14 protein-coding genes and 1 pseudogene are annotated in these 18,518 nt (G+C 59.9%); 8 read left to right on the plus strand and 7 right to left on the minus strand.

The window, feature by feature from the left end:
- A pseudogene (locus DU29_RS01000000130440) lies at window positions 1–789 on the minus strand (type IV secretion protein Rhs); the annotation flags it as partial.
- A 258-nt stretch (window positions 790–1,047) separates the two neighbouring features.
- Between DU29_RS01000000130440 and DU29_RS0125375 the strand changes: the two are divergent.
- Window positions 1,048–1,743 carry an HAD-IA family hydrolase gene (locus DU29_RS0125375; protein WP_028624232.1) on the plus strand — a complete coding sequence of 232 codons (696 nt, stop codon included), beginning with the start codon at window positions 1,048–1,050 and terminating at the stop codon, window positions 1,741–1,743.
- 72 nt (window positions 1,744–1,815) lie between these two features.
- Here the strand turns inward: DU29_RS0125375 and DU29_RS0125380 are convergent, their stop codons facing one another.
- A complete protein-coding gene (locus tag DU29_RS0125380) occupies window positions 1,816–2,562 on the minus strand; it encodes a 3-oxoacyl-ACP reductase family protein (RefSeq protein WP_028624233.1) in 747 nt (248 codons plus the stop codon).
- A gap of 125 nt (window positions 2,563–2,687) precedes the next feature.
- On the opposite strand from DU29_RS0125380, the gene DU29_RS0125385 reads away from it, so the two are divergent.
- Complete coding sequence (locus DU29_RS0125385; protein WP_028624234.1) at window positions 2,688–3,611, plus strand: LysR family transcriptional regulator; 924 nt, start codon at window positions 2,688–2,690, stop codon at window positions 3,609–3,611.
- 131 nt (window positions 3,612–3,742) lie between these two features.
- Here DU29_RS0125385 and DU29_RS0125390 read toward each other — a convergent pair whose 3' ends face one another.
- The gene (locus DU29_RS0125390; RefSeq protein ID WP_028624235.1) at window positions 3,743–4,483 is read right to left on the minus strand and encodes a phosphoadenylyl-sulfate reductase; all 741 of its coding nucleotides are present in this window, start codon (window positions 4,481–4,483) and stop codon (window positions 3,743–3,745) included.
- Window positions 4,484–4,655: 172 nt separating this feature from the next.
- Between DU29_RS0125390 and thrH the strand changes: the two genes are divergently transcribed.
- Window positions 4,656–5,273: a bifunctional phosphoserine phosphatase/homoserine phosphotransferase ThrH gene (gene thrH / locus DU29_RS0125395; protein WP_028624236.1), complete on the plus strand. Its 618-nt coding sequence runs from the start codon at window positions 4,656–4,658 to the stop codon at window positions 5,271–5,273.
- An 84-nt stretch (window positions 5,274–5,357) separates the two neighbouring features.
- On the opposite strand, the gene pabB is transcribed toward thrH, so the two are convergent.
- The 4 genes from pabB to rloA form a co-directional block, all read right to left on the minus strand.
- Window positions 5,358–6,692, minus strand: a complete 1,335-nt coding sequence (gene pabB, locus DU29_RS0125400; RefSeq protein WP_028624237.1) for an aminodeoxychorismate synthase component I — start codon at window positions 6,690–6,692, stop codon at window positions 5,358–5,360.
- 225 nt (window positions 6,693–6,917) lie between these two features.
- Window positions 6,918–7,904, minus strand: a complete 987-nt coding sequence (locus DU29_RS0125405; protein ID WP_028624238.1) for an alpha-L-glutamate ligase-like protein — start codon at window positions 7,902–7,904, stop codon at window positions 6,918–6,920.
- Window positions 7,904–9,439 carry an osmotic stress tolerance membrane protein RloB gene (rloB, locus tag DU29_RS0125410; protein WP_028624239.1) on the minus strand — a complete coding sequence of 512 codons (1,536 nt, stop codon included), beginning with the start codon at window positions 9,437–9,439 and terminating at the stop codon, window positions 7,904–7,906. The genes DU29_RS0125405 and rloB overlap by 1 nt, the downstream gene beginning before the upstream one ends.
- 5 nt (window positions 9,440–9,444) lie before the next feature.
- Window positions 9,445–9,981, minus strand: a complete 537-nt coding sequence (gene rloA / locus DU29_RS0125415; RefSeq protein WP_028624240.1) for a retropepsin-like aspartic peptidase RloA — start codon at window positions 9,979–9,981, stop codon at window positions 9,445–9,447.
- Between the two features lie 1,370 nt (window positions 9,982–11,351).
- On the opposite strand from rloA, the gene DU29_RS0125425 reads away from it, so the two are divergent.
- From DU29_RS0125425 to prpF, 5 genes are all read left to right on the plus strand, one after another.
- Window positions 11,352–12,068, plus strand: a complete 717-nt coding sequence (locus DU29_RS0125425) for a GntR family transcriptional regulator (protein WP_177326985.1) — start codon at window positions 11,352–11,354, stop codon at window positions 12,066–12,068.
- Complete coding sequence (gene prpB / locus DU29_RS0125430; RefSeq protein WP_028624242.1) at window positions 12,065–12,961, plus strand: methylisocitrate lyase; 897 nt, start codon at window positions 12,065–12,067, stop codon at window positions 12,959–12,961. The genes DU29_RS0125425 and prpB overlap by 4 nt, the downstream gene beginning before the upstream one ends.
- Window positions 12,962–13,127: 166 nt before the next feature.
- Window positions 13,128–14,255 carry a bifunctional 2-methylcitrate synthase/citrate synthase gene (gene prpC, locus DU29_RS0125435; protein ID WP_028624243.1) on the plus strand — a complete coding sequence of 376 codons (1,128 nt, stop codon included), beginning with the start codon at window positions 13,128–13,130 and terminating at the stop codon, window positions 14,253–14,255.
- Between the two features lie 203 nt (window positions 14,256–14,458).
- Window positions 14,459–17,056, plus strand: a complete 2,598-nt coding sequence (gene acnD / locus DU29_RS0125440; protein ID WP_028624244.1) for a Fe/S-dependent 2-methylisocitrate dehydratase AcnD — start codon at window positions 14,459–14,461, stop codon at window positions 17,054–17,056.
- 57 nt (window positions 17,057–17,113) lie between these two features.
- Window positions 17,114–18,304: a 2-methylaconitate cis-trans isomerase PrpF gene (prpF, locus tag DU29_RS0125445; protein ID WP_028624245.1), complete on the plus strand. Its 1,191-nt coding sequence runs from the start codon at window positions 17,114–17,116 to the stop codon at window positions 18,302–18,304.
- Window positions 18,305–18,518: the final 214 nt, after the last annotated feature.

The following is an 18,518-nucleotide window of genomic DNA, read 5'->3' on the forward strand; positions in this document are numbered from 1 at the left end:
GGCGGGGACATTCAGGAGTGCTTCGAGCTCCTGTTCGGTCAGATACTCAAGCAGCTTTTCGCTATTGGCCTGCAGGTCCGCCATCAGTGCGAAAACCTGCTTTACGTCACTCCACAAACCCAGCAGCGACTTCTCGAAACAGTTCCAGTCAGCCTGTTGCAGGATGCCGTAGCGCCGAACGAAGCCCGCTTCGGAAAACTCCCGCCACAGCGGCTCGAACTCGCTCGTCCATTCACCCCGCAGCCAGCCTTCAAACTCGCCGATAACGCTTTGATAAGACGCGTACAGCGCTTTGATGTGATCCGCCGAAACATTGGGAAAGAACGTGATGCGGTAACGGTGACCGCGCCAGCATTCGGCCACTTCAAGAATGCCGCTCGGCCCGATGGTGTGATGAACGGGTTGATCGAAACTGATTTCACCCTCGGGTCCTTCGATGATCCGCTCGAGCATGACCGGTGTATCGCCGATGGGCACAAACCGAGCGGCCTCAAACATATGCACCAGGGTCAGCGGGCCTTCAGCGGGACAACGGGTGACCGTCGAACTGACCGGCGAGGTGAGTTCCTTCGGCGCGGTCAAGCGGACCTCGTTGCCGACCTTGAATACTTGCTCTACACCCAGCGCCCAACCGGTCCAGTAGCTCTCAGCCCAAGCATCGTAGTCATTTAGGCTGAGCCGAAAATCATCGAGCAGCGCCTCGACATCTGGCTGATCGGGGTTCATCGCAGCGACCACCAGCAGGCCGACGGCGTTGTTCAAGGCCAGGATCTTGTCGGGTTTGAACATTCGCAGTCCCTTTGCGCGGATCGGTTGGAGCGCGACTTTGCGGGGGATCTACAAATAAAGAAGTCGGGAAAAGAGGCGTTTGTTGTAGGGCAAATCGCTAAATGAATATCCGGTCAATGGACACAGGTTTTTACACCGGGCCAAGGATTGCCCGTTGCTCTGAGCCGTCCGCGCTCGGTATGCTGCTGAACCCTTTAATCAATCCTGGTCGAACGTCTTCGCGTTCTCCGGGGTGTCATTAAAAACGGATCAGATGTGATGAATGCAGCGCTGAAAGAGCTCCGCCCGATCAAAGCCGTGATCTTCGACATGGACGGCTTGCTGCTCGACACCGAGGGCATTTACACAGAGGTCACGTCGATCATTGCCCAGCGCTACGGTCGGACCTTCGATTGGAGCGTCAAACAGAACATCATCGGCCGGGGCGCGGCTGATCTGGCCCGTTATGTGGTCGAGGCGCTGGACCTGCCCATCAGTGCAGAAGAGTTTCTGCAGATCCGCGAGCCGCTGATGCGCGAGCGTTTTCCGACGGCGTTGGCGATGCCGGGTGCTGAGCAGCTGGTTCGGCATTTGAAGGCGAACGACATTCCTATCGCAGTCGGTACCAGTTCTTCGCGCCAGTCATTCGGACAGAAAACCACCCTGCACCGTGACTGGTTTGCGTTGTTCGATTTCATCGTCACGGCTGATGATCCGGAAGTTGGCGCAGCGAAACCGGCGCCTGACATTTTCCTCACGGCGGCGCGGCGGCTGGGTGTGGCCCCCGAGGATTGTCTGGTGTTCGAAGATTCGCCGTTTGGCGTGACCGCTGCGAAAGCCGCGGGCATGACTGCTATCGCCATTCCCGACGCGGCGATGGCCGATGAAAAATACTCCCATGCCGACCGCATCCTGCGCTCGCTCAAGGCGTTTACCCCAAGCGTCTGCGGCCTGCCGGCGCTGGAGTGGGCGTGATATTCGCCGATGCAAAAACGCCAGCAACCTGATCAAGGTTCCCGGCGTTTTCGCGTCTGAGCGCAAGTGAAATCAGGCGCCGAAACCACCGTCGATGGTCAGGCTGGCACCGGTGATGTAGCCGGCTTCCGGCCCTGCCAGATAGGCCACGAAACTGGCGATTTCTTCCACCGTGCCGTAACGGCCGACCGCCATGAGCGGCATCAGGCTGTCAGCGAACTCGGTGTTGGCCGGGTTCATATCGGTGTCGACCGGGCCGGCTTGTACGTTGTTGACGGTGATCCCGCGTGGGCCCAGGTCGCGGGCGAGACCCTTGGTCAAGCCGACCAGCGCCGATTTACTCATGGCGTAGGTGGCACCTCCCGCGAAGGGCATGCGGTCGGCGTTGGTGCTGCCGATATTGATGATGCGACCGCCATGGACCATGTGAACGGCTGCAGCCTGAGTGGCAACGAACACGCTGCGCACGTTGATGGCCAAGGTCTGATCGAAGTCTTCCAGTTTGAAATCTTCCAGCGGCGCGACGGCCAGCACGCCGGCGTTGTTGACCAGAATGTCCAGACCGCCGAATGCATCGACAGTCGCGCTGACTGCGCTGCGGATGGCGTCGGCGTCAGCGCTGTCAGCCTTGATCGCCAGCGCTTTTCCGCCAGCGGCAATGATGCTGTTTTGCAGTTCTTCGGCTTTGGCGGTGGAGCTGACGTAAGTGAAGGCGACCGTCGCGCCTTCTGCGGCCAGGCGTTTGACGATAGCCGCGCCAATCCCGCGGGATCCGCCTTGAATGAAAGCCACTTTGCCGCTGAGGTTTTGGGTAGTCATATCGATCTCCAGAGTGCCGGGGCGAGAGGCCGCGGTTGATGGAGTTCAGTATCTTCGGCTGATTACCCTCTGAGTAGACTGCAATCGCTATAGTCTGTGTAAACCAGAAGTTTAGAGTGGCGGTCATGGAAACTTTCAGCAGTATCGAATGCTTCGTGCGCAGCGCCGAGGTTGGGAGTTTTGCCGAGGCGGCACGCCGCTTGAGTCTCACGCCGGCAGCGGTGGGCAAGAGTGTCGCAAAACTGGAGGCGCGGCTGGGTGTGCGGCTGTTTCAGCGCAGTACCCGCAGCCTGCGATTAACCGAGGCCGGCCAGCTGTTTCTCGGCGAAGTCAGCGGTAGTCTGCTAACGATCCAGAATGCAGTGGCGAACCTTGCCAGCGCAGGAGGGCGACCGGCGGGCACGTTGAAAGTGAGCGTGGGAACAGTGTTCGGGCGCTTGTACATCGTGCCGCTGCTCGGGGAATTTTTGCAGCGGTTCCCAGCGATCAACCCCGATTGGCATTTCGATAATCGCCAGGTCGACCTGATCGCGCAGGGTTTCGATGCGGCCATCGGCGGTGGTTTCGACCTGCCTCAAGGGGTGGTCGCACGCAAACTGACGCCGGCGCATCGTGTACTGGTGGCGTCCCCTGGCTACCTGTCACAACGAGAGCCAATTTTTGAGCCAACCGATCTTCAGCACCATGACGGCATCCTGATTCGCTCGCCGCAGACCGGGCGTGTGCGATCCTGGCACCTGACCGGGCGCGAGCAACAACAGAGCCCGCTTGTGCTCAGGGCGCGGATGACCATGAGCGATTCCGAAGCGGCGTGCGCGGTGGCGACTCAGGGGTTGGGGATCGCCTTGGTGAGCATGCCGTTTGCGGTGAATTACCTGCAGGCGGGGACGTTGCAGCGGGTATTGCCCGACTGGTACATCGATGACGGGCACATTTCGATTTATTATGCCGAACACAAATTGTTGCCGGGCAAGACCCGGGCCTTTGTGGATTTCATCATTGAGCAGTTTGCCGAGCAGCAGTTGAGGACGCGGTTCAGCGCGGTGTGAGCACGGCGTTGGACCGAGGTGCGGCGATAGCGGGCAAGTCGGAATGCCGCACCATATGCTCCCACGGGATCTGCTGAATCCTTGTGGAAGTTTGGCAAGCCTTGCTCCCACAAATTCTTCCAAGCCGCGGCTTACGCCTTGGATTTGCTGATGATATTGCCCGCATGCAGTCCGCATTCTTTCTGCGTGGCTTCTTCCCACCACCAGCGACCTTCACGTTCATGCTGGTTTGGCAGCACCGGGCGGGTGCACGGTTCGCAGCCGATGCTGATGAATCCGCGCTCGTGCAGGCTGTTGTAGGGCAGCTCCAGCATGCGAATGTAACCCCAGATCTCTTCGCTGGTCATTTGCGCCAACGGGTTAAATTTGTACAAGGTGCGTTCAGGGGTGGAGAACGCTGTGTCGATTTCCATGACCGCCACGGCGCTCCGGGTGCCGGGGCTCTGGTCACGGCGCTGGCCGGTTGCCCAGGCTTTTACACCCGAGAGTTTGCGCCGCAGTGGCTCGATCTTGCGAATGCCGCAGCATTCACCATGACCGTCCCGATAGAAACTGAACAGGCCTTTTTCCTTCACAAACGGTTCAAGTTTGCTGTAGTCCGGCGACACCAGTTCGATGTCGATCTTGTAATGTTCGCGAACCTGGTCGATGAAGCGATAGGTTTCCGGATGCAAGCGACCGGTGTCGAGGCTGAACACTTTGACGTTTTTGTTCAGCTTCCAGGCCATGTCCACCAGCACCACGTCTTCGGCGCCACTGAACGATATCCACAGCTCATCACCGAACTCGGCAAACGCGAGCTTCAGGATGTCCTGGGCAGATTTGTTGGCATAGGTCGTGGCGAGTTCAACGACGTCGAACGATGGGCTCATCAGGCGGCTTCCTACAGGTCGGTGGCGCTGGGCGCTCTATATGGGGCTGATGGTAACAAAATCCTGCGGCCGCTGGCGTGCCCTGTGCGTTGCGCAGGCTTGTTCGAATCGCTAGAGTTCGGCAGTCTTTTTACTCGCTCGACTCAATAATCACTACAAATGGGAGTGTCTTGTGGAAATTGCCTGTCTGGATCTTGAAGGTGTCCTGGTCCCGGAAATCTGGATCGCCTTCGCCGAAAAAACCGGGATCGAATCCCTCAGGGCGACCACCCGGGATATTCCCGACTACGACGTGCTGATGCAGCAGCGCCTGCGCATTCTCGACGAACACGGGCTGAAACTCGCTGACATCCAGGCAGTGATCGCTACCCTGAAGCCACTGGACGGCGCCGTCGAGTTCGTCAACTGGCTGCGCGAGCGTTTTCAGGTGGTGATTCTGTCGGACACGTTTTACGAGTTTTCCCAGCCGCTGATGCGTCAACTGGGTTTTCCAACCTTGCTATGCCATCGTCTGATTACCGACGATTCCGGGCGGGTGACCAGCTATCAGTTGCGTCAGAAAGATCCGAAACGTCAGTCGGTATTGGCCTTCAAGAGCCTGTATTACCGAGTGATTGCGGCAGGCGATTCCTACAACGACACGACGATGCTGGGCGAAGCGGATGCGGGGATCTTGTTCCACGCGCCGGACAATGTGATCCGCGAATTCCCGCAGTTCCCGGCGGTGCACAGTTTTGAGGACTTGAAACAGGAGTTCATCAAGGCTTCGAATCGGGCGTTGAGTTTGTAAGCCCGACCCCTGTAGGAACTGTCGAGTGAAACGAGGCTGCGATCTTTTGATTTTTCAAGATCAAAAGATCGCAGCCTTCGGCAGCTACAGGTTTTGCAGGGTATCGAGCAACACCTTCACCTTGGTGATTGACTCCTGATACTCAGCCTGCCACTCGGAATCCGCGACAATTCCGCCGCCGCCCCAGCAGCACACCTGCCCATCCTTGACCAGCAAGCTGCGGATTGCGATAGAGCTGTCCATTTTTCCGCGTACGTCGAGGTACACCAACGATCCGCAATACAATCCGCGGCGGGTTGGCTCCAGCTCATCAATGATTTGCATCGCGCGAATCTTCGGTGCGCCGGTGATCGAGCCACCGGGAAAGCTGCCGGCTATCAGGTCCAGTGCATCACGGTCATCCGCCAGTTCGCCGGTTACGCTGCTCACCAGGTGATGCACGTTCGGGTAGCTTTCCAGGCTGAACAATTCCGGGACGCGCACCGAGCCGATTCGGCAGGTGCGTCCCAGGTCATTGCGCAGAAGATCGACAATCATCAGGTTTTCTGCGCGATCCTTGGGGCTGGCGAGCAGTTCGGCGGCGTTTGCGGCATCTTCCGTAGCGGTCAGGCCACGAGGACGGGTGCCTTTGATCGGTCGGGTTTCGACGTGTCGCTCGCTGACCTTGACGAAACGTTCCGGCGACAGGCTCAGCACCGCGCCGCCGTCGGGCAGACTCTGGAAACCGGAAAACGGCGTAGGACAGGCGTCTCGCAGCGCGCAGTAAGCCGCCCATGGATCGCCTTCGCATTCCGCGCGGAAACGCTGGGCAAAATTGACCTGGTAGCAGTCACCGGCCTGGATGTAGTGCTGAATGCGCTCAAATGCCTGGCGATACTCACCGGCGCTGAGATCGGCTTTCATCGGCGCTTTCAGCTTGAACGGCTCGACCAATTCAGCTGGCTGGCTGAATAAAACGATCAGCCGCTGACGTTCACTGTTGCGCAACGTCGGGTGAAACACCAGTTGGGTGGTGGCCCGATGGTGATCACTGATCAGCGCCCAGTCGTACACACCGAAACGCGCATCGGGCAATTGCAGATCGTCGTGCGCCTGGGTTGGCAGGTTTTCCAGATGGCGGCCGAAGTCATAACTCAGGTAGCCGATCAAGCCACCGGCGAAGGGCAGGTCGAAGGGGACGCTGGCTTCGCCCAGTTGTGTCAGATTGTCCCGCAGGCGTTGCAGGAAATCCCTGCCGCTCTCGTCGGGCGAAACCGTGAGCTGTTGCAGCGGCCACGCGCTAAGCAGGTCATAGCGGCCGCGATCGGCAATCGGTCGACCGCTGTCGAGGAGAACGGCGCCGGGGGCATGGCGAACTGCCGCGAAATAGTCTGCGGGATTGGCGCGATAGGGCAGCGGGTGTACGGAGCAGGTCAGCATGGGCGGGGCAGGTCAGCCATCGAGGCGGGGTGGCGATTGTAGTCTGCTCGGGGAATTGCTCCTAGAGCCGCGTGGGTGGACGGGTGTGAGATCTGATGCGTCTGTCCGGCCGTCATCGCTGGCAAGCCAGGCTCCTACAGGATTTGTGACGTGCCGGGATGGGCCGCTTGCCACGGGCTCTGTAGGAGCAAGCTTGCTCGCGATGGGCGCGACGCAGGACCTGGGTCAGCCCTCGACCGCTGGAATATGCCCGAACATTTCCTGCACAAACGCCATCCGCTCCTCAACCGTCTCGACCACGCCGCGAGCCTTGAGATCTTCGAGCCGTGCTTCGACCGCATGCGTTCGCAATGTCAGGCCGCAATCATTGGCAATCTGAATGTTCAACCCCGGGCGGGCGTTTAGCTCGAGAATCAGCGGGCCTTTTTCCTGGTCAAGCACCATGTCGACACCGATGTAACCCAACCCGCACAGCTCATAACAGCCGGCAGCAAGTTTCATGAAACCATCCCAGTAGGGCAGTTGCACGCCATCCACCGCATTGGTGGTGTCCGGGTGTTTGGTGATGATGTTGTTCAGCCAGGTGCCGCGCAGCGTCAGGCCGGTTGCCAGATCGACACCGACGCCGATAGCGCCCTGGTGCAGGTTGGCCTTGCCGCCGGACTGACGGGTAGGCAGGCGCAACATCGCCATGACCGGATAACCCATCAACACGATGATGCGAATGTCCGGCACGCCTTCGTAGCTGATGCTTTTGAAGATCTGGTCCGGGATCACCCGGTATTCGACCAGCGCCCGGTCCCGGTGACCGCCCAGCGAATAGAGGCCGGTGAGGATGCTCGAGACATGGTGCTCGATTTCCTCGTGGCTGATGATCTTCCCGGAGACCGTGCGATAACGCCCCTCGAAGCGGTCGGCGATCACAATGATGCCGTCGCCGCCCGCGCCCTGCGCCGGTTTGATCACGAAATCACTGCGCCCACCGATGATCTCGGTGAGGTTGTCGATTTCCTTTTCCGTGGAAATCACGCCGTACAGCTCCGGCACATGGATGCCGGCAGCGATGGCGCGCTCTTTGGTGATGATCTTGTCGTCGACGATCGGGTACAGGCTGCGCTTGTTGTACTTCAGCACGTAGTCCGCATTGCGTCGATTGATGCCCATGATGCCCCGGGCTTCCAGGGCCTTCCAGGTCTTCCAGAAACCGAACATCAGGCGTCAGCCTTCTTCAGGAATGCCTTGAAACGCACCAGTTCCGTCAGGCGGTAACCGCGATAGCGACCCATGGCCAGCATGAAACCGACGAGAATCAGCAGGATCGCCGGGAAGGTGAACACGAAGTACACCAGTTCCGGCACGCTCATGATCAGGTGCGCCAGCGCGGCGGCGAACAGCGTGCCGATCGCCACTTTCATTGCATGACTGGCACCACGTTCTTCCCAGGTGATCGACAGACGCTCGATGGTCATGGTCAGAATCACCATCGGGAACAGCGCGACCGACAGTCCGCGTTCAAGGCCGAGTTTGTGGCTGAACAGGCTGATCGCCGCAATCAACACCACGACGAAGGTCAGCACTACCGACAGGCGCGGCAGCATCTGCAATTTCAGGTGTTCAAGGTAGGAGCGCAGCGACAGTCCCAGCGCGGTGATCACCGTGAACAGGATGATTCCGAAACCCAGCTGGGTTTCGCGAAAGGCGAGGGCGATCAGCACCGGGGTAAACGTGCCGAGCGTCTGCAGCCCGATCAGGTTGCGCAGGATCAGGATCACCAGCACGCCGATCGGGATCATGACCATGATCATGAACGTCTGCTGGGTTTGCAGTGGCAAGCCGTACAACGAATATTCGAGGAAATTGGCGTCGGTGTTTTCGTCGGTCAACTTGGCCAGGCGAATCGCGTTCATCTCGCTGTTGTTCATGCTGAAGGTGACAGTGGCTTTCTTGCCACCATCGACGGTGATCAGGTTTTCATCGCCGGTCCACCACAGCAGGCGGTCGGTCGGCAGGCCCTGCTCACCGGTCTCGGGATTGAAGAACAGCCAGTCGGCGCCGTTGAAGCTGCGCAGCCAGAGTTCAGGTGACTGCGGCTGATCGGCGACCAGCCGGATGGTGTGGACCTTTTCAACCGGTACGTGAGCGAGCGACAGCAGCAGTTCGACGATTTTTGCCTTGTGCCCGACTGATGGATCGCCGCCCAGCAGCAGCTTCACATTGTCATCATTGACATTGTTCACACGCTTGATGGCTTCGCCGATGAACGTCTCGACGTCGGCCGAGTGCTGGCGGATCGGCGCGAGCAAGGCTTCGACAGCCACCTTTTCTGCACCTTCGACGGCGATGCTGTCGCGGAAGGTCGGACCTTTGACCTTGGACTTTTCCCCGGTGTAACGCTTGGTCAGCACCAGACGGTAATAAAGAGTCTGATTGCCCTTGGCGCGACGCGCTGACCAGGTGACCTTGCGGTTGCCGTCGACGCGGTTCACGGCGACGCCGTAATTGTTGGAAATGAAGCTCTCGTTGAGACTCACGTAATCGCGGCTCAGCGGTGGCACGAACATCTGGATCTTGACCGGATCTTTGGTGCTGGCGACGAACTCGACCTTGGCGTCGATGTTCCATAAGTCGTCGGTGGCGTCTTCGGTGACCGGAATGCCGAGCACGAAAATCTGATAGGCCGTAATCGAAATGCCCAGCACCACCAGGATGGCGATCAGGAATTTCAGATGAAGGGTAAGAGAGCGCATGGTGATTACTCTGCGGTATGTGCGTCGGTGGCGCAGGCAGGTTTGCCAGCAGCGTATTTAAGACTTGGGTCGACCAGCGCGTCGAAGCGTTTAAGCGCTTCGGAGCCGATCAGCAGCGGGTATTGGAAGGCGCTGCGGTCGGTCAGGTTCACTTCGATGCTGCGTAAGGCCGAGCCCATGCAGATGTCCAGCTCGATGACCGGACGGGCAGTGTATTTTTTGCCTTCATCAGGATCATAGTCGCCAGCGCGACGTTTGATCTTGCTGACCCGGGCTAGTGGCCGTTCGATGGGGTGCGAATGTGCAGCGTCGATGGCCAGGTAGAAACGCACCCAGGATTCGCCATCACGTTTGAAACGCTTGATGTCACGGGCGCTCAGGGAGGCGGTTTTCGCACCAGTGTCGAGTTTGGCGGCGACCTCCAGGTTGATGCCGTCCAGGGAAGCGTACTCGTTAAGGCCGTACACGGTTTTCCCCCCCGCGGCGGCGATGCCGGGCAGGCAGAGTAGATATAAAAATGTTGGGAAAGGCTTGAGTCTCATAGATCCTGATGCGCAGCGGTCCGTGTGTCGATTCTAGGCCCTGGCAATAATGAATGCGCAAGCTCCCGCGTGTGCCTGGCCATTTTTTTGCGCCAGGCAGGGCAGATGTCAGAGACAAATGCGGGCGGCATTCTAGCACGGTGGTTTTATGGCGCCAGCGCTGGCCAGCGGCTATGAGTGGTTGGGGGTTGGTGCTTTATCAGGCGGACCGCTTTGTGAGATTACCTGTAGGGGCGATGGCTACGTCTTGGGCGATTAGGTTTTGTCGGTGTACATATCCGTTGCTCCGGTGATGCCGATATTGGTTTCGCCCTTACGGCGAGTCACTTGGAAAAGCCTGCGCGGCCCGGCCCCAACTAACCAAGGGCTCTTGCCCCTGACGTCCGGTGGCTCGCTAAGGCTCGCCATGCCTTCGCTCCGGTCCTGCTCCGTGGGCCCGGCGCGATCGGCCATCCTTGGCCGTGCGCGCCTAACCCGGCGTCCATGCCGGGTTGCCCACTGCGCAGAACCTGTGCTCAGCCTCCCGACGGTGCGCTAAACGCCACAGCCGCCGAGGCGGCCTGATAGCCGACCTGGCTGGCGGTATTCCGCCATCACACAAAACCGTGTAGCAGCTGGCGCAGCCTGCGTCCGGCTGCGAAGCAGTCGTAAATCGGGCAACGCGGTTTGTCAGATGGACCAGTGCGCAGAATAGACGACTGCTGCGCAGCCGGACGCAGGCTGCGCCAGCTGCTACGGGTCCTGTGTCGTATCGGACAGAATGATCCTGCCCGGATGGCGCCGTTGCTTTGCTTCAGATCTTGATCTTGATCCTGATCTTGATCTGCCCCGTCGGAAGGCCGAGCGCAGGTTCTGCGCAGTGGGCAACCCGGCAAGGATGCCGGGTTAGCTGCCGCCGGCCATGGATGGCCGATGGCAGCGGGCCCACGGAGCAGGACCGGAGCGAGGGCATGGCGAGCCTTAGCGAGCCACCGTACGTCAGGGGCGCAGGCGCTTGGTTACTTGGGGCCGGGCCGCGTAGGCATTTCCAAGTGACCCGCCGTAAGGGCGGAACCCCTATCAGCCATCACCGCAAAAACGGATATGCACACCTTCAAAAAATCCACGTCACCTGACACACCACCATCGCGAGCAAGCTCGGCTCCTACAGGTTTTGCGTACGCCTGAAGCGGCGCTGGATATGTAAACCCTCAAGACCTACGTCGCCCAATACAAAGCCATCGCGAGCAAGCTCGGCTCCTACAGGGGGATGCGTATACCTAAAAAAATGCGTTATTAGACGATTGTCGACAATACCTATTTATCCTTTGACTAACCCCTTGGTATTAGCTAGTTTTCATGGCATTAGCTTTAAAGGTGTCGACAATATGCTGGCTCAACTCGATCCTCCGCTCCTCCTGGACGACACGGAAACCCTCTCCGAAAACGTCTTCCGGCGCATTCAGGCGGCCATCGTCAAAGGCGAGATCGCCCCGGGCAGCAAAATTTCCGAGCCAGAACTCGCCCGCACCTACGGCATCAGCCGCGGACCGTTGCGCGAAGCCATCCACCGGCTCGAAGGCCAGCGGCTGCTGGTGCGCATACCGCACGTCGGCGCACGGGTTGTTTCCCTGAGTCACGCAGAACTGATCGAACTCTACGAAATCCGCGAATCCCTCGAAGGCATGGCCTGCCGTCTGGCCGCTGAACGCATGACCGCCGAAGAAATCGACGAACTGCGCCGCGTCCTCGAAACCCACGAGCGCGATGAGGCATTTCAGGCGGGTGTTGGCTATTACCAGCAGGAAGGCGATTTTGACTTTCATTACCGGATTATCCAGGGCAGTGGCAACCGCACCCTGACGCAGATGCTCTGCGGCGAGCTGTATCAACTGGTGCGCATGTACCGCATCCAGTTTTCCACTACGCCCAACCGCCCGCATCAGGCCTTCGCCGAGCACCACCGGATTCTCGATGCCATCGCCGACCGTGACGGTGAGCTGGCCGAGTTGTTGATGCGCCGCCACATCGGCGCGTCCAAACGCAATATCGCCCGTCATTACCAGGACGGCGCTAACCCGACAGCCACTGAACGAGGTGAGTCATGAGTTCCAACAAGAGCACTCCAGGCCAGCGTTTCCGCGATGCGGTCGCCAGCGAGCATCCGCTGCAAGTGGTTGGCGCGATCAACGCCAACCACGCGTTGCTGGCCAAGCGCGCCGGTTTCAAAGCTATTTATCTGTCCGGTGGCGGTGTGGCTGCCGGCTCTCTCGGCGTGCCGGACCTGGGCATTACCGGCCTGGATGACGTGCTCACTGACGTGCGCCGCATCACCGACGTCTGCGATCTGCCGCTGCTGGTGGACGTCGACACCGGTTTTGGCTCGTCGGCGTTCAACGTCGCGCGCACGGTCAAATCGATGATCAAGTTCGGCGCTGCAGCGATTCACATCGAAGACCAGGTCGGCGCGAAGCGCTGCGGCCATCGCCCTAATAAAGAGATCGTGTCCCAGCAGGAGATGGTCGACCGCATCAAAGCGGCCGTCGATGCGCGCACCGATGACAGCTTCGTGATCATGGCGCGCACCGATGCGCTGGCAGTGGAAGGCCTTGAGTCTGCGCTGGATCGTGCAGCCGCGTGCATCGAAGCCGGCGCTGACATGATCTTCCCCGAAGCCATCACCGAACTGGAGATGTACAAGCTGTTCGCCAGCCGCGTGAAAGCGCCGATTCTGGCCAACATCACCGAGTTCGGCGCGACGCCGCTGTACACCACCGAGCAATTGGCCGGTGCCGACGTGTCGCTGGTGCTATACCCATTGTCGGCGTTCCGCGCGATGAACAAGGCGGCGGAAAATGTCTACACCGCGATCCGCCGCGACGGCACGCAGCAGAACGTCATCGACACCATGCAGACTCGCATGGAGCTTTACGATCGCATCGACTATCACACCTTCGAGCAGAAGCTCGATGCGTTGTTTGCCGCGAACGCAAAGAAGTAATCCGGTCTGTGTAGCAGCTGCCGAGCCTGCGAGGCTGCGTCCGAGGCCGAAGGACTCGCAAACTGGTTCGCAGCCGAACGCAGCCTCGCGCTGCTCGACAGCTGCTACGAAATGACGCGTTAACAATTGCCGATTCCCTAACAAATTCAAAAATTGGAGACAGCAAATGGCCGAAGCAAAAGTACTCAGTGGCGCCGGGCTCCGGGGCCAGGTTGCCGGGCAAACCGCATTGTCCACCGTGGGCCAGTCGGGTGCCGGTCTGACTTATCGCGGCTACGACGTTCGCGAACTGGCGGCTGACGCGCAATTCGAAGAAGTGGCCTATCTGCTGCTGTACGGCGAGCTGCCAACCAAGGCGCAACTGGCCGATTATCAAAGCAAACTCGGCAAGCTGCGCGACCTGCCGCAAGCTTTGAAAGAAGTGCTGGAACGCATCCCCGCCGACGCCCACCCGATGGATGTGATGCGCACCGGCTGCTCGTTCCTGGGCAACCTGGAGCCGGAAAAAGACTTCTCCGAGCAGCACGACAAAACCGACCGCCTGCTGGCCGCGTTCCCGGCGATCATGTGCTACTGGTATCGCTTCAGTCACGACGGCAAGCGCATCAGTTGCGTCAGCGACGAACAAACCCTCGGCGGCCATTTTCTGCATTTGCTGCACGATAAAAAGCCGAGCGAGTTGCACGTCAAAGTGATGAACGTTTCGCTGATTCTCTACGCGGAGCACGAGTTCAATGCCTCGACCTTCACGGCTCGAGTCTGCGCTTCGACCTTGTCTGATCTGTTCTCCTGCGTGACGGCGGCCATCGGTTCGCTGCGCGGTCCGCTGCACGGCGGGGCCAACGAAGCGGCGATGGAAATGATCGAGCGCTTCAGTTCGCCGGAAGAGGCGGTCAAAGGCACCCTCGGCATGCTCGAGCGCAAAGACAAGATCATGGGCTTCGGTCACGCGATCTATAAGGACAACGATCCGCGCAACGAGGTGATCAAGGCCTGGTCGAAAAAGCTCGCTGACGAGGTGGGTGATACGGTGTTGTTTCCGGTCTCCGAAGCCATCGACAAGACCATGTGGGAGCAGAAGAAACTGTTCCCGAACGCCGATTTCTACCATGCGTCGACGTACCACTTCATGGGCATTCCGACCAAATTGTTCACACCGATTTTCGTCTGCTCGCGCTTGACCGGCTGGGCTGCGCACGTGTTCGAACAACGCGCCAACAACCGCATTATCCGCCCGAGCGCCGAGTACACCGGCGTCGAACAGCGCAAGTTCGTGCCAATCGAACAACGCTGAATGGTTGGGGGCCTGCCCCAGGATCTGAATCAACGCAGATCCCTGTAGGAGCGAGCCTGCTCGCGATGACGGACTGACATTCAACATTAATGTCGCCAGTTACATCGCTATCGCGAGCAGGCTCACTCCTACAGTGGGTTGTGTTGAATCCAGACCGGATACCAGGCCCCGCCTAATGAAACCACCGTGACCGAGTCCTGACGATGAACACTGAATTCCGTAAACCGCTGCCCGGCAGCCATCTGGATTATTACGACGTCCGTGCGGCAGTCGAGGCCATTCAGCCTGGCGCCTACGACACGCTGCCATACACCTCCCGTGTGCTGGCGGAAAACCTCGTGCGTCGCTGCGACCCGGCCACGCTCACCGATTCCCTGAAGCAATTCATCGAGCGCAAACGCGACCTCGACTTCCCATGGTTCCCGGCGCGCGTGGTCTGCCACGACATCCTCGGTCAGACCGCCCTGGTCGACCTCGCCGGCCTGCGTGACGCGATCGCCTTGCAAGGGGGAGACCCCGCGCAAGTGAACCCGGTAGTGCCGACGCAATTGATCGTCGACCATTCGCTCGCGGTCGAACGCGGCGGCTTCGATCCAGAGGCGTTCGAGAAAAACCGCGCCATCGAAGACCGGCGCAACGAAGACCGTTTCCACTTCATCAATTGGACCAAAAAGGCGTTCAAGAACGTTGATGTGATTCCGCCCGGCAACGGCATCATGCACCAGATCAACCTGGAGAAAATGTCCCCGGTGATTCAGGTGCGTGACGGCGTTGCGTTCCCCGACACCTGCGTCGGCACCGACAGCCACACCCCGCACGTGGATGCGTTGGGCGTGATCGCCATCGGCGTCGGCGGGCTGGAAGCGGAGAGCGTGATGCTTGGCCGCGCATCGTGGATGCGGTTGCCGGAAAGCGTCGGCGTCGAACTGACGGGCAAGCTGCAACCGGGCATCACCGCCACCGACATGGTGCTGGCGTTGACCGAATTCCTGCGCAAGCAAAAAGTCGTCGGCGCGTGGCTGGAATTTTTTGGCGAAGGCGCCTCACGGCTGACCCTCGGCGACCGCGCGACCATCTCCAATATGGCCCCGGAATACGGCGCCACCGCCGCGATGTTCTATATCGATCAGCAAACCATCGATTACCTCAAACTCACTGGGCGTGAAGACGATCAGGTGCAACTGGTCGAGACTTACGCGAAAACTACCGGCCTGTGGGCCGACAGCCTGAAGGGCGCGCAGTACGAACGCGGCCTGACTTTCGATCTGTCTTCGGTGGTGCGCAACATGGCCGGCCCGAGCAATCCGCACGCTCGCGTCGCCACCTCGGATCTGGCCGCGCAAGGCATCTCCGGCCAGTGGGACGAGGTGCCCGGGCAAATGCCGGACGGCGCGGTGATCATCGCCGCCATCACCAGTTGCACCAACACCAGCAACCCGCGCAACGTGATCGCCGCCGGCCTGCTGGCGCGTAATGCCAACAAGCTCGGCCTCACCCGCAAACCGTGGGTCAAATCGTCGTTGGCGCCGGGTTCGAAAACCGTGGCACTGTACCTTGATGAAGCCGGCCTGACCCATGAGCTGGAGCAGCTCGGTTTCGGCGTGGTGGCGTTCGCCTGCACCACCTGCAACGGCATGTCCGGCGCGCTCGATCCGGTGATCCAGCAGGAAATCATCGACCGCGATCTGTACGCGACCGCCGTACTCTCCGGCAACCGCAACTTCGACGGCCGTATCCACCCGTACGCGAAAAACGCGTTTCTCGCATCGCCACCGCTGGTGGTCGCTTATGCCATCGCCGGAACCATCCGTTTCGACATCGAAAAGGACGTGCTGGGCCTCGACGCCGACGGCAAGGAAATCCGCCTGAAAGACATCTGGCCGAGCGACGAAGAAATCGATGCCGTCGTCAAAGCGTCGGTCAAACCTGAGCAGTTCCGCCAGGTGTATATCCCGATGTTCGCCATCCATGAAGACACCGGGCCGAAGGTCACGCCGCTGTATGACTGGCGCGAAATGAGCACCTATATCCGTCGTCCGCCTTACTGGGAAGGCGCGTTGGCCGGGGCACGCCCACTCAAGGGCATGCGCCCGCTGGCAGTGCTGCCGGATAACATCACCACCGATCACCTGTCGCCGTCGAACGCGATCATGCTCGACAGCGCCGCCGGCGAATACCTGGCGAAAATGGGCCTGCCGGAAGAGGACTTCAACTCTTACGCAACGCACCGTGGCGACCACCTGACCGCACAACGCGCGACCTTCGCCAACCCGAAACTGTTCAACGAAATGGTCCGGGAAAATGGCAAGGTCAAGCAGGGCTCGCTGGCCCGGGTCGAGCCTGAAGGTCAGGTGATGCGCATGTGGGAAGCCATCGAAACCTACATGGCGCGCAAGCAGCCGCTGATCATTATTGCCGGCGCCGACTACGGTCAGGGCTCGTCCCGCGACTGGGCGGCAAAAGGTGTGCGTCTGGCTGGCGTGGAAGCGATTGCCGCAGAAGGTTTCGAGCGCATTCACCGCACCAATCTGGTCGGCATGGGCGTGCTGCCGCTGGAGTTTCTGCCGGGCACCGACCGTCACACGCTGGGCATCGACGGCAGTGAAACCTATGACGTGATCGGCGAACGTACCCCGCGTGCGCAGCTGACGCTGGTGATCAATCGCCGCAATGGCGAAGTTCTGAAGGTGCCGGTGACTTGCCGTCTCGACACGGCCGAAGAAGTCTCGATCTACGAGGCGGGCGGCGTGCTGCAACGTTTCGCCCAGGACTTCCTCGAAGAGTCGGCGGTTGCCGTTTAAAAACACGATGTGCGAGCAGGGGACTTCAAGTCCTTCGCTCGCTATGAAGGAGCACCCATGGCTCACGCACCTCAAATAAAGATACCCGCCACCTACATGCGCGGCGGCACCAGCAAAGGCGTGTTCTTCAGCCTCAACGACCTGCCCGAGGCGGCGCAGACCGCAGGCCCGGCGCGCGATGCGTTGTTGCTGCGCGTCATCGGCAGCCCGGACCCGTACGACAAACAGATCGACGGCATGGGCGGTGCGACCTCCAGCACCAGCAAAACCGTGATCCTGTCGAAAAGCACCAAGGCCGATCACGACGTCGATTACCTGTTCGGTCAGGTCTCCATCGACAAGCCTTTCGTCGACTGGAGCGGCAACTGCGGCAACCTGTCGGCGGCCGTCGGTTCGTTCGCCATCAGCAATGGCCTGGTGGACGCCAGCCGTATTCCGCAAAACGGCGTTGCAGTGGTGCGCGTGTGGCAGGCCAACATCGGCAAGACCATCATCGCTCACGTGCCGATCACCCACGGTGAAGTCCAGGAAACCGGTGACTTCGAACTCGACGGCGTGACCTTTCCTGCCGCTGAAGTGCAGCTTGAATTTCTCGACCCGGCAGCGGAAGAAGAGGGCGCTGGCGGCTCGATGTTCCCCACCGGCAACCTCATCGACGACCTCGAAGTGCCCGGCGTTGGCACCTTCAAGTCGACACTGATTAATGCCGGGATCCCGACGATATTCGTCAACGCCGAAGACATCGGTTACACCGGCACCGAGTTGCAGGGCGCGATCAACGGCGATCTGAAAGCGCTGGCGATGTTCGAAACCATTCGCGCATGCGGCGCGTTGCGCATGGGCCTGATCTCCAGTCTCGACGAAGCTGCGAAACGGCAGCACACACCGAAAGTCGCGTTCGTGGCCAAACCGGCGGATTACATTGCGTCGAGCGGCAAGGCGATCAGCGGCGGCGATATCGACTTGCTGGTCAGAGCATTGTCGATGGGCAAACTGCACCACGCAATGATGGGCACCGCGGCGGTGGCGATTGGCACGGCGGCGGCGATCTCCGGCACGTTGGTCAACCTGGCAGCGGGCGGCGTCGAGCGCAACGCTGTGCGCTTCGGGCATCCGTCCGGCACGTTGCGCGTGGGCGCGCAAGCGACGCAAGTGAACGGCGAGTGGACAGTGAAAAAAGCCATCATGAGCCGCAGCGCGCGGGTATTGATGGAAGGGTTTGTGCGTGTGCCGGGTGATTCATTCTAGATTCATACAACGCTCTTGTAGGAGCCGGCTTGCTGGCGATCCAGGCACCTCGGTCTGCCTGACACACCGGGTTGCCTGGATCGCCAGCAAGCCGGCTCCTACAGGGAACGAATTCCAACAATAAGAAAAATCAGTCCTGAACCGAGGTCCCATCAACGAACCACCTCACGAGTGAATCGAACATGAGCACCAACGTCGACCAGAACAACCGCCC

It is taken from the genome of Pseudomonas sp. Ant30-3 (assembly GCF_000690905.1).
Lineage (GTDB): Bacteria > Pseudomonadota > Gammaproteobacteria > Pseudomonadales > Pseudomonadaceae > Aquipseudomonas.

Coding starts and splice junctions, on each gene's coding strand:
- DU29_RS0125405 (WP_028624238.1), bottom strand. CDS start 7,904: ATGTTCGGTTTCTGGAAGACCTGGAAGGCCCTGGAAGCCCGGGGCATC.
- pabB (WP_028624237.1), bottom strand. CDS start 6,692: ATGCTGACCTGCTCCGTACACCCGCTGCCCTATCGCGCCAATCCCGCA.
- acnD (WP_028624244.1), top strand. CDS start 14,459: ATGAACACTGAATTCCGTAAACCGCTGCCCGGCAGCCATCTGGATTAT.
- rloB (WP_028624239.1), bottom strand. CDS start 9,439: ATGCGCTCTCTTACCCTTCATCTGAAATTCCTGATCGCCATCCTGGTG.
- prpC (WP_028624243.1), top strand. CDS start 13,128: ATGGCCGAAGCAAAAGTACTCAGTGGCGCCGGGCTCCGGGGCCAGGTT.
- DU29_RS0125385 (WP_028624234.1), top strand. CDS start 2,688: ATGGAAACTTTCAGCAGTATCGAATGCTTCGTGCGCAGCGCCGAGGTT.
- prpB (WP_028624242.1), top strand. CDS start 12,065: ATGAGTTCCAACAAGAGCACTCCAGGCCAGCGTTTCCGCGATGCGGTC.
- DU29_RS0125390 (WP_028624235.1), bottom strand. CDS start 4,483: ATGAGCCCATCGTTCGACGTCGTTGAACTCGCCACGACCTATGCCAAC.
- rloA (WP_028624240.1), bottom strand. CDS start 9,981: ATGAGACTCAAGCCTTTCCCAACATTTTTATATCTACTCTGCCTGCCC.
- DU29_RS0125380 (WP_028624233.1), bottom strand. CDS start 2,562: ATGACTACCCAAAACCTCAGCGGCAAAGTGGCTTTCATTCAAGGCGGA.
- DU29_RS0125375 (WP_028624232.1), top strand. CDS start 1,048: ATGAATGCAGCGCTGAAAGAGCTCCGCCCGATCAAAGCCGTGATCTTC.
- prpF (WP_028624245.1), top strand. CDS start 17,114: ATGGCTCACGCACCTCAAATAAAGATACCCGCCACCTACATGCGCGGC.